We start from the raw sequence: 19,508 nt of genomic DNA, 5'->3' as shown, positions 1-19,508 counted from the left end.
CATAGCGACTTTACACCGCAGTGCGTTACAGACGTATTGCGGCTAGCGTCGCGTTAAGGTGAATGAAGAATGAAGCGTGCTGTTGTCGTTTTTAGCGGTGGACAAGATTCCACAACCTGCCTGATTCAGGCTCTGCAACATTATGATGACGTCCACTGTATCACCTTCGATTATGGGCAACGCCACCGTGCGGAAATTGATATCGCCCAGGAACTCAGCCTGAAGTTGGGTGCAACGGCGCATAAGGTTCTGGACGTGGGCTTACTGAATGAACTCGCCACCAGCAGCCTGACGCGCGACAGTATCCCGGTTCCTGATTACGACGCCAATGCGCAAGGCATCCCCAATACCTTCGTTCCAGGAAGAAATATTCTTTTCCTGACGCTCGCCTCAATCTACGCCTATCAGGTTGGTGCCGAGACTGTCATTACTGGCGTGTGTGAGACCGATTTTTCCGGCTACCCTGATTGTCGCGACGAATTCGTTAAGGCGCTAAATCAGGCTATTGTATTAGGCATTGCCCGCGACATCCGTTTTGAAACCCCGCTGATGTGGCTCAATAAGGCGGAAACCTGGGCGCTGGCGGATTACTACCAGCAACTCGATACGGTGCGCTATCACACGTTAACCTGCTATAACGGCATCAAGGGTGATGGATGTGGCCAATGTGCCGCCTGCCATTTACGCGCGAATGGTCTCGCACAGTACCAAAATGATTCCGCGGCCGTCATGGCATCACTGAAGCAAAAAGCAGGGTTACGCTGATACGTCACAACGCAGAGACATCACGCAACGCTAAAGACAGCAGGCCACGTCGTACGGAAGTCGCCTGCTGCGTCATATTAACGGCGAATCTCGTTTAGGTGTTCCAGCAGTTCTCCCTCCAGCGGCAGTGCTTTTTGCGTCAATAAATCGATGCAGACAAACGTCAGCGTGGCATCAGTCACGTCGCTTTCATCAGACACTCGGGTTATCTTCTGGCTGATCACGCCGCTTTTTGTATTTATCTGTAGTAATTCGCTATCAATACGCAGCACATCACCGAGGACAGCTGGTCTGCGGTAGTTGATATTGATGTTCACTACAACAAAAGCAATGTTGTTGCTATGCATCCAGCCAAAAGCAGGCAACGTCTCCAACCATTGCCAACGCGCCTCTTCCAGAAACTCCAAATAGCGCGCGTTATTAACGTGCTGATAAACATCAATGTGATAGCCACGAACGGTAATGAAAGTCTGCATAGCCGTAATACTCCTGTGACAAAACCAACAACTGGTATGACCTGATAACTAGCCTAGCAGAGGTTCGCAGCCCAGAGGAAATGCTCGACTGAGCTGCGACTGACATCACAGTTTTAAACGAGAGAGATTACGCTCAACCAACGCCGCTCCAATTCCTGGCACCTCAGTTAATTGATCTATCTGGGTAAAAGGGCCATTTTGCTCACGGTAGTTAACTATCGCTTCCGCTTTTTTCAGACCGACGCCGTTCATGATGTCGGCCAACTCAGCAGCGCTTGCCGCATTGATGCTCACCTTATCCTCGTCAGCATCAGGAAGCGTTGCTTTTTCAGCTTTCTGATCTGCTGGCGCAGACTTTACTGCCGTCGACGTACCGTCGGTGGCTTTAGGCGCCGCCTGAACCAGTAATGGCAACCCAGATAAACTCATTCCAATGATTAAGCACAGTGCTTTTATTCCTGATTTTTTCATGCTGTTTCCTCCTTGTGTGTGACAGCACGGCTACCTTGCCGCAGACCCATCAACACCGCAAACAGCAGAATTTAAATGTGGAAAAGGCCGCGAAAGCGGCCTTTAGTTGTTGCAACGATTTGCAAATTTTTGCGGGGCTTACTGCTGTTCCTGCGCCGCGTTGCCCATCTTGATTTTCGCTTCACTACGCAAGCTGGACAGCAGGGAATCGAACAACGCCCCCAGAGAACCTTGCTGAACCTGGCTGGCAAACTGTGTTTTCTGCTCATCGTTTAGCTGATGTGGCGTCACGTTATCCAGCGCGACCAGCACAACATTACCGGCCTGATCCTGAGTAATCGCATAAGATGGCTTATCCTTCTCTGGATGTGGCATAGCAAAAATGGCTTCAGCCGTTGCATCACCCTGAGAGATAGAAGACATCGTTTTTGCTTCGCTAAAGCTCAACCCTGCTGCTTTCAGCGCGTCGTCTTTACCTTGCTTCAACTCAGCCAGAATTTTTTCAGCGTCGATACGAGCCTGCTGTTCAGCCTTCTGACGTTTCAATGTCTCTACAATCTCGGTACGAACCTGATCCAGAGGGCGAGTACTTTCAGGCTTGTGCTCAGTGATACGCAGAACGAAAGCGCGGTCACCGTCAACGTTAATCACATCGGAGTTGTTGCCCGCTGCACCGTTTTCCCCCAGCAGCGCACCGCTAAAGATAGCCTGCGTTACTGGTTGGAAGTTCAGCGCGGCAGGAACCTTCTCACGCGTAAACCAGTCGGTCTGTGTGGCTTTCACACCGGCCGCTTCTTCTGCTGAAGCCAGAGATTCGTTGTCATTGCTGGCCGCTTCGCTGACTTTTTGCTGCAGCGCATAGTAGCCATCCTGCGCTTTCTCATGCTTCACTTTCTCAGCGATTTCAGCACGGACTTCGCTCAGCGGTTTGATCTGCTGCGGCTGAACATCATCCAGACGCACAATCAGATAGCCAACAGACGATTTAATCGCTCCGGAAACCTGACCTTTCTCCGTCAGTTTTGCCTGCTTCAGCTCATCAATCATGCTGTTTTCGTCCATCCATCCCAGATCGCCACCGTTGCGGCGCGAGATAATGTCCGTTGATTTTTCTTTCGCCAGCATAGCGAAATCACCACCTTGCTTCAGCGCATCCAGAACAGACGTTGCATCGGCCTCATTCTTCACCTGAATGACGCTGAATTTTTTGCGCTCAGGTTGGGAGTAATCGTTCTTGTTCTGCTCGTAGAAATCGCTGATGGCAGCATCGTCTACTTTCACGCCGTCCATGATGCTTGCCGCATCCAGCGCGATATAGCTGACTTTGAATTCTTCCGGCGCGATGAAATTGCCTTTGTTCTGATCGTAATAGCTCTGAACTTCATCGTCAGCAACCGTCTGGGCTTTTGCTTTCGCCGCAATATCAATAGTTGCCAAACGGACAACACGATCTTGCGCAGCTAGTTTCACCAGATTATCGATCTCCTGCGGCAGCAGGAATGATGTATTGCCAAAGCCGCGAATCAGCTGTTGTGACGTCAGTTGCTTACGCAACATCTGAGCATACATATCCGGCGTTACGCCAAGGCGACGAACCTGATCCAGATACTTATCATTATCAAAACGGTTATTTGTCTGAAACGCGGGAACGTCAAAGATCGCCTGTTTGATTTGCTCGTCACTGATGTTCAGCCCCAGCTTGTTGGCATACTGATCCAGCAAGGTTTCATCAATGAGTTGGGAGAGTGCCTGCCTACGCAATTGCTGCATGTAACCGTCATTGCTCGCCAGAAGAGAGAAATTCTCACCCAAGGCTTCCTGCTGACGACTGCGTTCGTTCTGTACCGCCTGCTCAAGCTGTGCGCGGGTAATTTCCTGCCCGTTCACCTTTGCAGCGTAATCTCCTGAACCACCAATAAGATAATCACCAACGCCAGTTAGAACGAATGATGCGATGATCAAAGCAAGAATAATTTTGAGCACGACGTTATTTGCGGCCGTACGTAAATTGTCCATCATAATGTGACAACACTCCGCTGTAGAATGGATAAAACTCCCTGCGCTGGCCGAAGCCATGCATCCTTGCGATTGCTATAGCCCAATACAAGGCTAGGGCGCACTTAAGCTTATAACCCGCCACCAGAACGACCAGCAGCGATGTTTAGAAAGCAATATCGATGTTTGGTTTAAAAACAAAGTTTGCTGTTTTCACGTCGCCTTCGCCACGTTCTGCCGTGTGTCGGGTAGGTATAGTCCTATATAAATAAAAGGCACATCATAAAATGATGCGCCTCGTATCTTACCCTACCAATATCATTGCGTCAGGTATTGTTTGGCACCCAAAGTGGTTATCAGCCAAACCTGTGACGTAATAATCAGTTAACGGCGTCTTTCAGCGTCTTACCAGCACGGAATCCTGGTACTTTTGCTGCAGGGATACTGATTTCCTTACCAGTTTGCGGGTTACGGCCGGTACGAGCAGCACGTTCACGCACTGAGAAAGTACCAAAACCAACCAAAGCAACATCATCCCCTTCTTTCAGGGATTCGGTAACGGAACCAATAATTGCATCTAACACACGCCCTGCTGCCGCTTTGGAAATATCAGCATCTGCGGCAATTTTGTCGATCAATTGTGACTTGTTCACTCTGTCATCCCCTCTGGAATTCTCTTATCGCGCTTCAATGTCCCAAGACGCGACACGTAACTTATTATCAATACTGTCATGCTTAGCCAGTTACGGCTAAAACTAACAGTGCTCTAACTTAGCGGTACAAAAAAAAGCTGGCAAGCACGATTTCACTCACCAGCCCTGATTTTCTCAAGGGTTTTTGCGACAGGTCACTATTTTGCCTTGGCTTTGGTCTTTGCTTTAGGCGCAGAGACCACTTGCATGCCAGAAGGCGAATTCTGCAACGCTAACGCCAACACTTCCTCAATACGTTTCACCGGATGGATTTCCAGATCCGCAATCACGTTCTGTGGGATATCCTCCAGATCGCGTTTGTTGTCATCGGGAATCAATACCGTCTTGATTCCACCACGGTGTGCGGCCAGCAGTTTCTCTTTCAGACCACCGATCGGCAGTACCAGGCCACGCAGGGTAATCTCACCCGTCATCGCCACGTCGGCACGCACCGGATTCCCGGTCAAACAAGACACCAGCGCGGTACACATCGCGATACCCGCACTTGGCCCATCTTTCGGCGTCGCACCTTCGGGAACGTGAACATGGATATCACGCTTCTCGTAAAAATCAGCATTGATGCCCAATTTTTCCGCACGAGCGCGAACCACAGTGAGCGCAGCCTGAATCGACTCTTGCATCACCTCACCTAACGAACCGGTATAGGTCAGTTTACCCTTGCCCGGCACACAGGCGGTTTCAATTGTCAGCAGATCGCCACCGACTTCCGTCCAGGCCAGACCGGTCACCTGCCCTACGCGATTTTCATCGTCCGCACGACCATAGTCAAAGCGCTGTACCCCGAGGAAATCCTTAAGGTTATCGCCCGAAATCTGAATATGCTTAGTGGATTTATCCATCAACAGCGTTTTTACTGCTTTACGGCACAGTTTAGAGATTTCACGCTCCAGACTACGCACGCCAGCTTCGCGCGTGTAATAACGGATGATGCCAACAATCGCGCTGTCCTCTACCGACAGTTCACCATTTTTCAGCGCGTTACGTTCGATCTGTTTCGGCAGCAGGTGCTGCTTAGCGATGTTCAGTTTTTCATCTTCGGTATAGCCGGAAAGACGAATGACTTCCATACGGTCAAGCAACGGTGCCGGGATGTTCATGGAGTTAGACGTCGCCACAAACATCACATCAGACAGATCGTAGTCGACTTCCAGATAGTGATCGTTAAACGCCACGTTCTGCTCAGGATCGAGTACTTCCAGCAAGGCAGAAGCCGGATCGCCACGCATGTCGGAAGACATCTTGTCGATCTCATCCAGCAGGAACAGCGGGTTTTTCACACCGACTTTCGCCATTTTCTGGATCAGTTTGCCCGGCATTGAACCAATATAGGTACGGCGGTGACCGCGGATTTCCGCTTCGTCACGCACGCCACCCAGCGCCATACGCACATATTGGCGTCCGGTCGCTTTGGCGATGGACTGACCCAGCGAGGTTTTCCCAACGCCAGGAGGCCCAACCAGACACAGAATCGGCCCTCTGATCTTGCTGACACGGCTCTGTACTGCGAGGTATTCGAGGATACGTTCTTTCACACGATCCAGACCATAATGGTCGGTATCCAGCATTTCTTGCGCTTTCAGCAAGTCTTTCTTCACTTTGCTGCGCGCATTCCACGGTACCTGCACCATCCAGTCGATATAGCTGCGTACCACCGTCGCTTCCGCCGACATCGGCGACATCATCTTCAGCTTTTGTAGTTCAGCTTCGGCTTTTTCACGTGCGTCTTTCGGCATTTTTGCCGCTTCAATCTTACGCTTTAACGCTTCGTGTTCATCCGGCGCATCGTCCATCTCACCCAGCTCTTTCTGAATGGCTTTCATTTGCTCATTCAGATAGTACTCACGCTGGCTTTTTTCCATTTGCTTCTTAACGCGGCCACGGATCCGTTTTTCTACCTGCAGCAGGTCGATTTCGGATTCCATCATCGCCATCAGGTACTCCAAACGCTCGGTGATGTCGAACATTTCAAGTACGGACTGTTTATCAGCCAATTTCAGCGGCATGTGTGCAGCAATGGTGTCGGCTAAGCGCGCGGCATCATCAATACTGTTCAGAGACGTCAGCACTTCCGGCGGAATCTTCTTGTTCAGCTTGATGTATCCCTCAAACTGATTGATTGCCGTGCGCATGAGCACTTCCTGCTCGCGCTCATCAATCGCCGGAGAGTCTAGATATTCGGCTTTTGCAGCGAAATGCTCGCCGCCGTCAGAAAGCGTCGTAATACGGGCACGCTGCAACCCCTCGACCAGCACTTTTACCGTGCCGTCAGGCAGTTTCAGCATTTGAAGAATTGAGGCTACCGTCCCTACCGAGAAAAGATCGTTAATACTTGGCTCATCCGTTGAAGCTTCTTTCTGTGCCACCAGCATGATCTTTTTGTCATGATCCATTGCGGCTTCAAGGCACCGAATCGATTTCTCCCGACCAACAAACAACGGAATGACCATGTGCGGATAAACCACCACATCGCGCAATGGCAATACGGGGATTTCTATGCGTTCGGAACGCTCAGGGTTCATAGAGCTCTCTCTTAGTTTCGTTTCCGCCAGGTTATGGGAATCTCGTGAAACGCGGTTTTCACGGGTTTCATCAAATAGGTATTTGAGTATATGGGGATAAATATCTCACATTCAACGACCAGCATGCGTGTAAAAAACAAATGGGGGATAAAATCCCCCATTTTTATTTTGTGACACGGCTTAATTGATTACTTATTCGCCGGAAGCCTGCTGAGTTTCATGCTTGCCATAGATCAGCAATGGCTCGGATTGACCTGCAATAACGGATTCGTCAATAACGACTTTGTCCACGCTTTCCAGCGATGGCAGGTCATACATGGTATCCAGCAGAGCGGCTTCAACGATAGAACGCAGGCCACGCGCACCGGTTTTACGCGCCATCGCTTTCTTGGCAATCGCCGTCAGCGCTTCATCGCGGAATTCCAGTTCAACGCCTTCCAGATTGAACAGCGCCTGATACTGTTTGGTCAGCGCATTCTTTGGCTCACGCAGAATCTGAATCAGTGCTTCTTCGCTCAGTTCTCTCAGCGTAGCAACCACTGGCAGACGACCGATAAACTCAGGAATCAAACCGAATTTAATCAAGTCACCCGGTTCAACATTGCTTAACAGCTCGCCTTCTGTTGCTTTGTCCGCCGAACCTTTAACCGTTGCATTAAAGCCGATGCCGCGACCGGTATCGGTACGCTGCTCGATCACTTTGTCCAGCCCCGCGAACGCACCGCCGCAGATAAAGAGGATCTTAGACGTATCAACCTGCAAGAATTCCTGCTGCGGATGCTTACGACCGCCCTGTGGCGGAACCGCAGCAATCGTCCCTTCGATAAGCTTCAGCAGCGCCTGCTGTACACCTTCGCCTGAAACATCGCGAGTGATCGACGGGTTGTCTGACTTACGAGAAATCTTGTCGATTTCATCGATATAGACAATGCCACGCTGCGCTTTCTGCACATCGTAATCACACTTCTGCAACAGCTTCTGAATGATGTTTTCCACGTCTTCACCGACGTAGCCCGCTTCGGTCAGCGTGGTGGCATCCGCCATGGTAAATGGCACATCCAGGAAGCGCGCCAACGTTTCAGCCAGCAGCGTTTTACCGCTCCCGGTAGGGCCGATCAGCAGGATGTTACTTTTACCCAGTTCGATCCCGTTGCTGCTGTCACCATTACGCAAGCGTTTATAGTGGTTATATACCGCAACGGCCAATACCTTCTTGGCCTGCTCTTGACCGATGACGTAATCGTCAAGGTGGCGGCGGATTTCGTGTGGCGTCGGCAACGCGCTGCGCTCACGATGGGGCGCCACTTCCTTAATTTCTTCGCGAATAATGTCGTTACACAAATCAACACATTCATCGCAGATATACACCGACGGCCCGGCAATCAGCTTACGCACTTCATGCTGGCTCTTGCCGCAAAAAGAGCAGTACAGTAACTTTCCTGAACCGTCTTTGCGCTTATCTGTCATGAGTTAAACCTCTTTTTCGTCTTTTGCCCGCAGGCCAACCACAGCGATACCGCTACAACGAACGCCGATACTTATAGCCAATACGCGTAAAATAACCTCGCACAACAGACTATCGGTCGAACACTGATTGTTAGCTACACCAGACCGCTACCAGCGGTGAATGACTACCCGCGGTTAGTGAATACGGAGTCTACCAAGCCGTAGTCTACTGCCTCACTGGCAGAGAGGAAACGATCGCGCTCGGTGTCTCTCTCTATCGCTTCAAGAGGCTGGCCCGTATGTTTCGCCATCAGCTCATTCATCTTGGCTTTCACTTTCAGTATTTCTTTGGCATGGATCTCAATATCCGTCGCCTGCCCCTGGAAACCACCCAACGGCTGGTGAATCATCACGCGCGAGTTAGGCAGACAAATACGTTTGCCTTTGGCACCCGCAGTCAACAGGAACGCCCCCATTGAGCAAGCCTGTCCCATACAGATCGTGCTGACATCCGGCTTGATAAACTGCATGGTGTCGTAAATGGACATACCGGCAGTAATGACGCCACCTGGAGAGTTAATGTAGAGATAAATGTCTTTTTCTGGGTTTTCGGCTTCCAGAAACAGCATCTGTGCCACAACCAGATTTGCCATGTGATCTTCAACCTGACCAGTCAGGAAGATTATCCGTTCTTTTAGCAGACGGGAATAGATATCGTAAGAACGTTCCCCACGCGAGGTCTGTTCAACCACCATCGGCACTAACGCCATATGAGGTGCTTGTCTTTCTTGTTCGCCACTGTATGACATTCACGTCTCCTAGATAAAATGCGTCCGGCACTCTTGTTGCGTTGTTCAAGCATTGCATTCAATTCTACTAGAGATAGGGGGGGATGACTACGGAACCCTATCCCTCCACGGCTGAACAACCTATACGGCCGAGAATCCTTACCTGCTGTGCCTACTTTTCCTCTTCAGTGAGTGGGGGCACGCGCATTGAATTTCAAGCTTACACTATCAATCGCTCTCTATTAAAGAGCCAATTATTTTATTATTAACACGTTATCGGCACGGCAAACCTGTGGTTTAACTCCTTGCCTGACCTCATAAATTCTTTGCCTGATTTAATGATAGTGCAATTTCAGGCAGCCATTCCTCGTCGATACAACAGGCGTTGTGAGGTAAACACCGAGATAAAGCACGATCGAACGGTAACTATCAGCATCATGATCGCACTAGCCCATAAGCAAAAAGCCCGCGCCATAAGGCACGGGCTTTTGATAGGGAAAGTTCCCTGCTACGCGATAAACGTGGTTTATGCTGTAGCGGTTTGATTCATCAGCTCGTTGAAGCTCACTGATTTCTCAACGACTTTCGCTTTAGCAAGCACAGTTTCTACCGCTTGCTCTTCCAGCGCGACGTTACGCATGTTGTTCAGCAGCTCTTTATTTTTGCCGTAGAACTCGATAACTTCCTGCGGATCTTCGTAAGCAGAAGCCATCTCTTCGATCAGTGCGTTAACGCGTGCTTCGTCAGCTTTCAGTTCATTGCTGCTGATGACTTCGCCCAGCAACAGACCGATAACAACGCGACGTTTAGCCTGCTCTTCGAACAGCTCACGCGGTAATTCCTGCGCTTGCTTCTCGTTACCGCCAAAACGCTGTGCAGCCTGACGACGCAGAACATCGATTTCGCCATCGATCAGTGCCGCTGGCACGTCGATTTCGTTTGCGTTGATCAGTCCGTCCAGAACCTGAGTTTTCACACGGTTACGCACCGCGCCTTTCAGCTCACGTTCCATATTTTTACGGACTTCAGCACGCAGACCTTCCTGAGAACCATCAGCCACGCCGAAACGCTTGATGAATTCTTCAGTCAGTTCAGGCAGTTCACGCTCTTCAACTTTCTTCAGGACGATAGCGAACTGAGCCGCTTTTCCTTTCAGGTTTTCAGCGTGGTAGTCTTCAGGGAAGTTCACATCGATAGTGAATTCTTCACCCGCTTTGTGCCCAACGACGCCATCTTCAAAACCTGGGATCATGCGATTCTGGCCCATTGCCAGAACGAAATCGGAGGCTTTACCGCCTTCGAAGACTTCACCGTCGATAGAGCCAGTGAAATCGATAGTGACACGATCTTCCGCTGCCGCAGCGCGGTCAGTTTCTTTCCAGGTCGCCTGTTGCTTACGCAGCGTTTCCAGCATGGTATCAACGTCAGCGTCAGTCACTTCAACAACCGGTTTTTCAACTTCGATCGCATCCAGACCTTTCAGTTCAACTTCCGGGTACACTTCAAACTCAACAGAGTAAGTGAAGTCGCCGCCTACAGCGTATTCGCCAGGGATGTAGTTAGGCGCGCCAACCGGATTAATTTTTTCTTTGATGATAGCGTCAACAAAGTTGCGCTGCATCAGGTCACCCAGTACGTCCTGACGCACAGAGGCACCATAACGCTGAGCAACAACATTCATCGGCACTTTGCCTTTACGAAAACCGTCAATACGTACTTTTTTGGCCGCGTTGACCAGCTCGCTCTTCACCGCACTCTCAATGATGTCAGCAGCAACGGTAATCGTTACGCGACGTCCCAGACCTTGAGTGGTTTCAACTGAAACTTGCATCTTGTTACCTCAAAAAATCACAGTGATCGGTCAACCCCAAAACTATTCTCGCGACGAAAAATCTCACGACAGCAAGGCTGATTCAGCACTGGCACCAAGGCGCACAGGCTTAAATAAACCTCGCAGAACCGGGAAATTGCCAACCCCGTTCCCTGTAGTCAGAAGCGTCCCGAATACATTCAGGAAAAATAGACGCGGCATTATAGCGGTATAGAGAGGATGAGTCGAGGACGGAGGGTGGACTATTACAGCAACAGATTCACACTTTTGGTCAGTAACCCGCCCCGATATGTCAGGAACGGGCCATATTAATGACTAAGAAAGGATGCCAGCGCCACCACAAGGTGGAGAAGAAGGTACCGCGTTTTGCAAACTGACCCACTCTTTTGTCGAATAGGTATGTAACGCTAACGCATGCACCGAACCAGCCAGTTCCTCAGCCAGTACGGCATAAACCGCCCGGTGTCGCACAATCACGCGTTCCCCCGTGAATTTATCGCTGACCAGCACAACTTTAAAATGGCTTTCCGCTCCCGCAGGCACGTTGTGACGATAGCTTTCATCGATCACCTCTAAATGAACGGGCTCAAAACCCACGCGCAGCTTTTCTTCTATCGTTTCACGCATCATACGACTACCCTTTCGGCTTGGGGAAAATGTGATATCAACGCGACATTGCTGCCACTCAACTGCAACTTACCGATGCCCGAATCATTATAACCTTAGCGTTTTTTCAACCTGTTATGCGTAAACACGGCCTGACAAAGAAGAAAAATATTCGCAACGCATTGATATATCATCGGCGGTCTTGATGTGATAAAAACGGTTTTTTCAGGCCAATGGCACGAAAAAGATGAATTTCAGAACAATTTACCTGCTATCGGCTCTTTTTCCTGCCTGTGGCGATGATATGATATCAACAATATTTGTCGGCTCACCACACTAATCATTACTGAGAAAATACGAATGTTAAAAAAATTATTTTTCCCTCTTCTGGCCGTAATCCTGCTTGCAGGATGTGCAGCAAAAAGCAACACGCTGAACATCACCCCCAAAATTAGCCTGCCTTCTCAGGATCCGACGCTGATGGGCGTAACGATTAGTATCAATGGTGCAGACCAGCGTGCCGATCAGGCTCTGGCAAAAGTGAATCGCGACGGCCAACTGATTACGCTGACACCTTCCCGCGATCTGCGTTTCCTGTTGCAAGAAGCGCTGGAGAAACAAATGACTGCGCGTGGTTATATGATCGGTACAGGCGGCCCGGTAGCCTTACAGATCGTAGTGAATCACCTGTACGCCGATGTCTCCGAAGGGAACCTGCGCTATAACATCACAACCAAAGCAGATATTTCCATCATTTCTCAGGCGGCAAACGGCAACAAGCAGGTGAAAAACTACCGTTCAACCTATAACGTTCAGGGTGCTTTCACCGCCAGCAACGACAAAATTACCGATGCGGTTAACACGGTGTTAGGTGATGTCATCAACGACATGGCACAAGACACCAGCGTAAGCAGCTTTATCAAAGAAAACGCCCGTTAATTTCTGCACGCCGCTTCCCTTGCTCCTGAATGCTTTCGGAGCAAGGGAAAGGACTTTTCATGTTTAGTCGCATCATTGCTTTGTTCAGCCAACGTAATTCGCTTTTTATGCTGTTGCTTGGCTTCGCTTCCGGTTTACCACTGGCATTGACATCCGGCACATTGCAAGCCTGGATGACCATTGAGAATGTCGATCTGAAAACCATCGGTTTTTTCTCTTTGGTTGGTCAAGCCTACGTATTCAAGTTCCTGTGGTCCCCCCTCATGGATCGCTATACCCCGCCGTTTCTTGGCAGACGTCGGGGCTGGCTGATACTCAGTCAACTCCTGCTCATTGCTGCCATTATTGGCATGGGATTTATGAATCCGGCACGCGATCTCTGGTGGCTGGCAGCGCTAGCCGTGATGGTCGCGTTCTGTTCTGCTTCTCAGGATATTGTTTTTGATGCCTATAAAACGGATTTACTCCCCCCGGAAGAACGCGGCACAGGGGCGGCAACCTCAGTATTAGGCTATCGTCTGGCCATGCTGGTTTCTGGCGGGCTGGCGCTGTGGATGGCGGATCGCTATTTCGGCTGGCAGGCAACCTATTGGCTCATGGCAGGGCTCATGCTGATCGGCGTGTTCGCAACCCTGTTAGCACCGGAACCGCTAAATAGCCAACCGGCACCGCGCACCATGGAGCAAGCTATTGTTGCCCCCCTGCGCGATTTCTTCGAACGCAACAACGCCTGGCTTATTCTTCTGCTTATCGTTTTATACAAGCTCGGTGACGCCTTTGCGATCAGTCTGACGACTACCTTCCTGATACGCGGCGTTGGTTTCAATGCCGGTGATGTTGGGCTGGTTAACAAGACGCTTGGGCTCTTCGCCACCATCGTGGGGGCGATTTACGGTGGATTATTGATGCAGCGGCTCTCGTTGTTCAGAGCGCTGATGCTGTTTGGCATCCTTCAGGCCGTGTCCAACGCGGGATACTGGCTGCTGGCTATTACCGCCAAAAGCCTGTTCACCATGGCTAGCGCGGTTTTTCTGGAAAATCTCTGTGGCGGCATGGGGACAGCAGCATTCGTCGCGCTCTTGATGACGCTGTGTAATAAATCATTCTCAGCCACACAGTTCGCCCTGCTTTCCGCCCTTGCAGCCGTCGGCCGGGTGTACGTCGGCCCTATCGCAGGCTGGTTTGTTGAATCCTACGGCTGGGCATGGTTCTATCTGTTCTCGATTTTGGCCGCATTACCGGGCCTGGCAATCCTGATGATTTGTCGTGAGACGCTGGAATTCACCCAGAAAACCGACACCTTTCAGTTGCGTACGCACTTCCAGAATTATTACAGAAAGGCCTTACATGTACTGGGCTCTGGGGTGATATTGCTGGCACTGTGGCTCATGCTGCTCATTAGCAATGCGCTGGAGTGGTCTTCATTGCCCCAACTGGCAGAATACCTGCTCGCCGTAGGCTGTGCACTCGCTCTGCTGGGCATTTTCTTCGGTAGTTTGTTGGATTACCTGTCGCTCCGACGTGCCTCAAAACCGTCAACACACTGACGATATTCGTTCAGGCAGCGCCCACATGCTGCCTGAACCTATTACAGTTTTCCTTTATTTAATTATTTTTCCCATAATTATCTTGCTAGCGGGAATTTTATTTTCTCGTAAAACCCGTCAGAACTAATTTCATTTGTCATCAAAAACGCAGATTGAACAAAAATTTTCACTAAATCGGAAATAGAAAATAAGCGTTACGGCAAGTTGTAATTTCTTATTATCCATCCATACTCTTATCGGGGTAGCCTCTTAATTTGCTGTTTTTAAAAATTATTTTTATTTTGGCTATTCGTGTGACATTAAGGGCAAAAACCAGCAACAAACGGCTGACATAACCTTAATCATGTTTACAGTGCAGTAACCTTCCCGTAAAATGCCCGCTCGCGTGAAATGACAATAGAGCCCTTGTTATTGAGGTCGCTAGATGAGACTCAGGAAATACAATAAAATTTTTGGGATGCTGTCTTTATTTGCAGCCACAGCTCTGCTGAGCGGTTGCGATATGGCGCTGATGAACCCCAAAGGAGAGATCGGGTTAGAACAAAGATCGCTAATACTGACTGCCATCGGGCTGATGTTGATCGTTGTGATTCCCGTTATCGTTATGACGATAGCTTTTGCCTGGAAGTTCCGTGCTTCCAATGAAAAGGCAAAATATACCCCGAACTGGTCACACTCCAATAAGATAGAAGCAGTAGTTTGGACTGTGCCAATTATCATTATCGTCATTCTTGGCACGATTACCTGGAAGACGACCCACTCGCTTGATCCCTACAAGCCATTGGAATCAGACGTCAAACCTATCAATGTCGAAGTTGTTTCGCTTGATTGGAAATGGCTGTTTGTTTACCCGGATCTGGGCATTGCGACGGTTAATGAACTGGCTTTCCCTGCCAACGTACCTGTTGCATTCAAGATTACATCCGACTCCGTGATGAACTCCTTCTTCATTCCTCGTCTTGGTGGACAGATTTACGCCATGGCCGGAATGCAGACGAAGCTCCACTTGATCGCTAACGAACCGGGCAAGTATGACGGTATCTCTGGCGGCTATAGTGGTAAAGGCTTCTCTGGTATGAAGTTCACCGCGATTGCCACACCAACTCAACAAGAGTTCGACCAGTGGGTTGCGAACGTTCGTGCGTCCTCCAAGACACTGAATACTATGGATGAATTCAACACATTGGCTAAGCCAAGTGAATTCCATCCTGTCGAATACTTCTCCAGTGTCCAGCCGGATTTGTTCAATAATATTATTCGCAAATTCACAGGCCACGACATGAACATGCAACATCATGGTGAAGGCATGAAGTCTGACGAAAACATGCAACACGGTGAGGGTATGAACATGGGCGAGCATAGCTCGCACAAAGGAGCCGAGGGATAATACGATGTTCGGAAAACTTACACTCGATGCGGTTCCGTACCACGAACCCATCATTATGGTCACCGTGGCGGCGATCATCGTTGGCGGCCTTGCGCTGCTGGCGGCAATAACCTATTTCGGTAAGTGGAAATGGCTGTGGGCCGAGTGGTTCACCTCCGTCGACCACAAGAAAATCGGTATCATGTACATCATCGTCGGTCTGGTGATGATGATTCGTGGTTTTGCCGATGCCATCATGATGCGCGGCCAGCAGGTTCTGGCTTCTGCCGGGCAAGAAGGCTTCCTAAACGCTCACCACTACGATCAGATTTTCACCGCGCACGGTGTCATCATGATCTTCTTTGTGGCGACACCGTTTGTCGTTGGTCTGATGAACCTTGCGGTTCCTTTACAGATCGGTGCGCGTGACGTTGCTTTCCCATTCCTGAACTCCCTCAGCTTCTGGCTGTTTGTCGTCGGCGTTATCTTGATCAACCTCTCTCTCGGGGTCGGCGAGTTCGCACAGACGGGTTGGGTTGCGTATCCGCCGCTGTCAGGGAAGGAGTACAGTCCCGGCGTCGGGGTCGATTACTGGATATGGAGTCTACAGATATCCGGTATCGGTACTACGCTGACGGGTGTTAACTTCTTCGCCACGATTTTGAAGATGCGTGCACCTGGCATGACGCTGATGAAAATGCCAGTATTTACCTGGACAGCACTGTGTACCAACGTGCTGATCATCGCCGCATTCCCGATATTGACCGTTACCATTGCGCTGCTGACGCTTGACCGTTACCTCGGCACCCATTTCTTTACCAATGATATGGGTGGCAACATGATGATGTACATCAACCTGATTTGGGCATGGGGTCATCCTGAGGTTTACATTCTGGTGCTGCCGATCTTTGGTGTTTACTCCGAAGTGGTTGCCACCTTCTGCAAAAAACGTCTGTTTGGCTACACCTCACTGGTATGGGCAACCATTGCGATTACGGTTCTGTCGTTCATCGTTTGGCTGCACCACTTCTTTACCATGGGGTCCGGCGCGAACGTCAACGCCTTCTTTGGTATAGCCACCATGATTATTTCAATCCCGACCGGGGTTAAAATCTTCAACTGGCTGTTCACCATGTATCAAGGCCGTATCCAGTCCCACTCTACGATGCTGTGGACCACGGGCTTCATCATCACCTTCACCATCGGTGGGATGACCGGGGTTCTGCTGGCCGTACCGGGCGCGAACTTTGTCCTGCACAACAGCCTGTTCCTGATTGCTCACTTCCATAACGTGATCATCGGCGGCGTCGTGTTCGGTTGCTTCGCGGGTATTACTTACTGGTTCCCGAAAGCCTTTGGCTTCACCCTGAACGAAACCTGGGGTAAACGCGCCTTCTGGTTCTGGATTATCGGCTTCTTCGTTGCCTTCATGCCGCTGTATGTCCTCGGCTTCATGGGGATGACGCGTCGTCTGAGCCAGCAAATCAACCCTGAATTCCACGCCTTACTGGTCGTGGCTTCCATCGGTGCGGTCTTGATCGGTATCGGTGTGCTGTGTCAGGTTATCCAGTTCTACGTCAGTATCCGTGACCGTCACCAAAACCGTGACCTGACGGGTGACCCGTGGGGTGGACGTACGCTGGAGTGGGCAACTTCTTCTCCTGCGCCGTTCTACAACTTCGCTGTCGTGCCGCATGTTGACGAGCGTGATGCATTCTGGGAAGCGAAAGAGAAAGGTGAAGCTTACAAGCGCCCAGCCAGCTATGAAGAGATTCACATGCCGAAGAACACCGGCGCCGGTGTGATTATCTCCGCATTCAGCCTGGTATTCGGTTTTGCCATGATCTGGCATATCTGGTGGCTGGCCATCGCTGGCTTCGCAGGCATGATTGTGACCTGGATTGTGCACAGCTTTAATCAAGACGTGGATTACTACGTGCCGGTTAAAGAAATTGAGCAAATTGAGAATCAGAATTTTGATCAACTCAGTAAGGCAGGCGTGAAACATGTCAACTGAAACTCTGACTAACCACAATACTGCCCATGCCGAGCATGGGCACCACGACACAGGAGCCAACAAAGTATTCGGCTTCTGGGTCTACCTGATGAGCGACCTGATCATTTTCGGGTCACTGTTCGCAACCTATGCGGTACTGGTTAACGGTACTGCGGGTGGCCCAACCGGGAAAGAGCTTTTCCAACTGCCTTTTGTACTGGTGGAAACGTTCGCGCTGTTGTTCAGTAGTATTACCTACGGCATGGCGATGATCGCCATGAACAAGGGTAACAAATCTCAGGTTAATGCCTGGCTGGGCGTAACGTTCTTGTTCGGTCTGGTGTTTATCGGGATGGAAATCTATGAATTCCATCACCTGATTGTTGAAGGCTATGGCCCGGATCGCAGCGCGTTCCTGTCCGCCTTCTTCGCACTGGTCGGCACCCACGGACTCCACGTAACGGGCGGTCTGATCTGGTTGGTCATCATGATGATTCAGGTGTCCAAACGAGGCCTGACTGCAACCAACAAAACGCGTCTGATGTGTCTGAGCCTGTTCTGGCACTTCCTCGACGTGGTATGGATCTGTGTCTTCACCGTTGTTTATCTGCTGGGGGCGATGTAATGAGTCATTCAACAACCGATCATTCAGGTGCCAGCCACGGTAGCGTTAAGTCATACGTGATAGGTTTTGTGCTGTCAGTCATTTTGACCGTCATTCCTTTCAGTATGGTCATGAACGGCACTGCGTCGCATAGCGCCATTCTTTTCACGGTGGTGGGATGCGCAGTGGTTCAAATTCTGGTGCATCTGGTGTACTTCCTGCACCTGAATACGTCCTCAGAAGAGCGCTGGAACGTGGTGGCTCTTGTGTTTGCCGTCCTGATTATCGCCATTGTCGTCGTGGGCTCCATCTGGATTATGATGAGCGCACACCACAATATGATGATCCAGTAACCGAGCCGTAAAAGATGATTAAGCAATACCTGCAAGTTACTAAACCAGGAATTATTTTCGGAAATCTGATTTCCGTTATCGGTGGATTTCTCCTTGCGGCCCAAGGCCGCATTGATTATCCCTTGTTTCTCGCCACCCTTGTGGGTGTGTCGTTAGTCGTTGCATCTGGCTGCGTGTTTAACAACGTCATTGACCGCGACATCGACAAGAAAATGGAGAGAACCAAAAATCGGGTTCTGGTAAAGGGACTGATTTCGCTGAAGGTAACGCTGGTTTACGCATCGCTGTTAGGTATTGCGGGCTTTGCTCTGCTGTACATCGCGGCTAACCCGCTGGCCATGTGGCTGGCGGTGATGGGCTTCGCCGTGTATGTCGGTGTATACAGCCTGTATATGAAACGGCATTCTGTTTATGGCACGCTCATTGGCAGCCTGTCCGGCGCGGCACCACCGGTTATCGGTTACTGCGCCGTCAGCAACCAGTTCGATGCTGGCGCGTTGATTCTGCTGCTGATCTTTAGCCTGTGGCAAATGCCGCATTCATACGCGATTGCGATTTTCCGCTTCAAGGATTATCAGGCAGCCAACATCCCGGTACTGCCCGTGGTGAAAGGTATCTCCGTTGCGAAAAACCACATTACGCTGTATATCGTGGCGTTTGCGGTCGCAACATTGATGCTGTCTCTCGGCGGTTATGCGGGCTACAAATATCTGGTCGTTGCCGCAGCAGTTAGCGTTTGGTGGCTGGGTATGGCGCTGTCAGGCTATAAAAATGCGATTGATGACCGCGTATGGGCAAGAAAGCTGTTTGTTTTCTCCATCGTCGCGATTACCTCACTGAGCGTGATGATGTCTGTGGATTCAATGGCGCCAGCGCATGAAGTTCTGCTGACCTACCTGCGTTAATCACAAGCGGTACACTGTACACGAAGAAAAACAGGTGGCTTGTCCGCCTGTTTTTTTATGGCGCACGCCCAGCCTCCTTCGGGCCGTCGCTAGCGACGTTGAAAAACGCACTCTGTGTTTTTATTTCCCTCTCCCCCACATAATCCTCCGCCAAATCACGTAACAAACCTATCGTTTACTGTCTGGCC

At 50.3% G+C, this 19,508-nt stretch carries 17 protein-coding genes; 8 read left to right on the top strand and 9 right to left on the bottom strand.

The features are described from left to right. Positions 1–69 precede the first annotated feature (69 nt). Positions 70–765, top strand: a complete 696-nt coding sequence (gene queC, locus R9X49_RS01490) for a 7-cyano-7-deazaguanine synthase QueC (protein ID WP_319846937.1) — start codon at positions 70–72, stop codon at positions 763–765. A 77-nt stretch (positions 766–842) separates the two neighbouring features. On the opposite strand, the gene R9X49_RS01485 is transcribed toward queC, so the two are convergent. The 9 genes from R9X49_RS01485 to bolA all read right to left on the bottom strand — a co-directional run bounded on the left by R9X49_RS01485 (position 843) and on the right by bolA (position 11,634). Beyond that, positions 843–1,241, bottom strand: coding sequence for a YbgC/FadM family acyl-CoA thioesterase (locus R9X49_RS01485; protein WP_319846936.1), 399 nt, complete (start codon positions 1,239–1,241; stop codon positions 843–845). A 105-nt stretch (positions 1,242–1,346) separates the two neighbouring features. Continuing rightward, complete coding sequence (locus R9X49_RS01480; protein WP_319846935.1) at positions 1,347–1,712, bottom strand: helix-hairpin-helix domain-containing protein; 366 nt, start codon at positions 1,710–1,712, stop codon at positions 1,347–1,349. A gap of 138 nt (positions 1,713–1,850) precedes the next feature. Beyond that, on the bottom strand, positions 1,851–3,731 hold the full coding sequence (gene ppiD / locus R9X49_RS01475; protein WP_319846934.1) for a peptidylprolyl isomerase: 1,881 nt from the start codon (positions 3,729–3,731) through the stop codon (positions 1,851–1,853). Between the two features lie 356 nt (positions 3,732–4,087). Continuing rightward, positions 4,088–4,360: a nucleoid-associated protein HU-beta gene (hupB, locus tag R9X49_RS01470; protein WP_005976031.1), complete on the bottom strand. Its 273-nt coding sequence runs from the start codon at positions 4,358–4,360 to the stop codon at positions 4,088–4,090. Positions 4,361–4,557: 197 nt separating this feature from the next. After that, positions 4,558–6,939, bottom strand: coding sequence for an endopeptidase La (lon, locus tag R9X49_RS01465; protein ID WP_319846933.1), 2,382 nt, complete (start codon positions 6,937–6,939; stop codon positions 4,558–4,560). Between the two features lie 192 nt (positions 6,940–7,131). After that, the gene (gene clpX / locus R9X49_RS01460) at positions 7,132–8,406 is read right to left on the bottom strand and encodes an ATP-dependent protease ATP-binding subunit ClpX (protein WP_015839347.1); all 1,275 of its coding nucleotides are present in this window, start codon (positions 8,404–8,406) and stop codon (positions 7,132–7,134) included. Between the two features lie 164 nt (positions 8,407–8,570). Further along, positions 8,571–9,194 (bottom strand): ATP-dependent Clp endopeptidase proteolytic subunit ClpP, encoded by a 624-nt coding sequence (clpP, locus tag R9X49_RS01455; protein ID WP_010282141.1) that lies wholly within the window; start codon positions 9,192–9,194, stop codon positions 8,571–8,573. 505 nt (positions 9,195–9,699) lie between these two features. Further along, positions 9,700–11,004, bottom strand: coding sequence for a trigger factor (gene tig / locus R9X49_RS01450; protein ID WP_015839346.1), 1,305 nt, complete (start codon positions 11,002–11,004; stop codon positions 9,700–9,702). Between the two features lie 315 nt (positions 11,005–11,319). Further along, entirely contained in the window at positions 11,320–11,634 is a 315-nt protein-coding gene (gene bolA / locus R9X49_RS01445) for a transcriptional regulator BolA (protein WP_319846932.1), read from the bottom strand. A gap of 336 nt (positions 11,635–11,970) precedes the next feature. Here bolA and R9X49_RS01440 point away from each other — a divergent pair, with 336 nt between their 5' ends. The 7 genes from R9X49_RS01440 (at position 11,971) to cyoE (ending at position 19,320) form a co-directional block, all read left to right on the top strand. Then, complete coding sequence (locus tag R9X49_RS01440; protein ID WP_225087222.1) at positions 11,971–12,549, top strand: lipoprotein; 579 nt, start codon at positions 11,971–11,973, stop codon at positions 12,547–12,549. Between the two features lie 59 nt (positions 12,550–12,608). Continuing rightward, entirely contained in the window at positions 12,609–14,096 is a 1,488-nt protein-coding gene (gene ampG / locus R9X49_RS01435; protein WP_319846931.1) for a muropeptide MFS transporter AmpG, read from the top strand. A 424-nt stretch (positions 14,097–14,520) separates the two neighbouring features. Beyond that, entirely contained in the window at positions 14,521–15,483 is a 963-nt protein-coding gene (cyoA, locus tag R9X49_RS01430; RefSeq protein WP_319846930.1) for a cytochrome o ubiquinol oxidase subunit II, read from the top strand. Positions 15,484–15,487: 4 nt separating this feature from the next. Further along, entirely contained in the window at positions 15,488–17,479 is a 1,992-nt protein-coding gene (gene cyoB, locus R9X49_RS01425; protein WP_014914525.1) for a cytochrome o ubiquinol oxidase subunit I, read from the top strand. After that, positions 17,469–18,083, top strand: a complete 615-nt coding sequence (locus tag R9X49_RS01420) for a cytochrome o ubiquinol oxidase subunit III (protein ID WP_319846929.1) — start codon at positions 17,469–17,471, stop codon at positions 18,081–18,083. Before cyoB ends, R9X49_RS01420 begins: the two co-directional genes overlap by 11 nt. Then, the gene (locus R9X49_RS01415; protein WP_319846928.1) at positions 18,083–18,415 is read left to right on the top strand and encodes a cytochrome o ubiquinol oxidase subunit IV; all 333 of its coding nucleotides are present in this window, start codon (positions 18,083–18,085) and stop codon (positions 18,413–18,415) included. The genes R9X49_RS01420 and R9X49_RS01415 overlap by 1 nt, the downstream gene beginning before the upstream one ends. 14 nt (positions 18,416–18,429) lie before the next feature. After that, positions 18,430–19,320, top strand: a complete 891-nt coding sequence (gene cyoE / locus R9X49_RS01410; RefSeq protein WP_180742244.1) for a heme o synthase — start codon at positions 18,430–18,432, stop codon at positions 19,318–19,320. Positions 19,321–19,508 lie beyond the last annotated feature (188 nt).

Source organism: Pectobacterium carotovorum (genome assembly GCF_033898505.1).
Lineage (GTDB): Bacteria > Pseudomonadota > Gammaproteobacteria > Enterobacterales > Enterobacteriaceae > Pectobacterium > Pectobacterium carotovorum_J.
The sequence above is the reverse complement of the archived record's forward strand: the minus strand, read 5'-3'. Positions and strand labels throughout refer to the sequence as shown.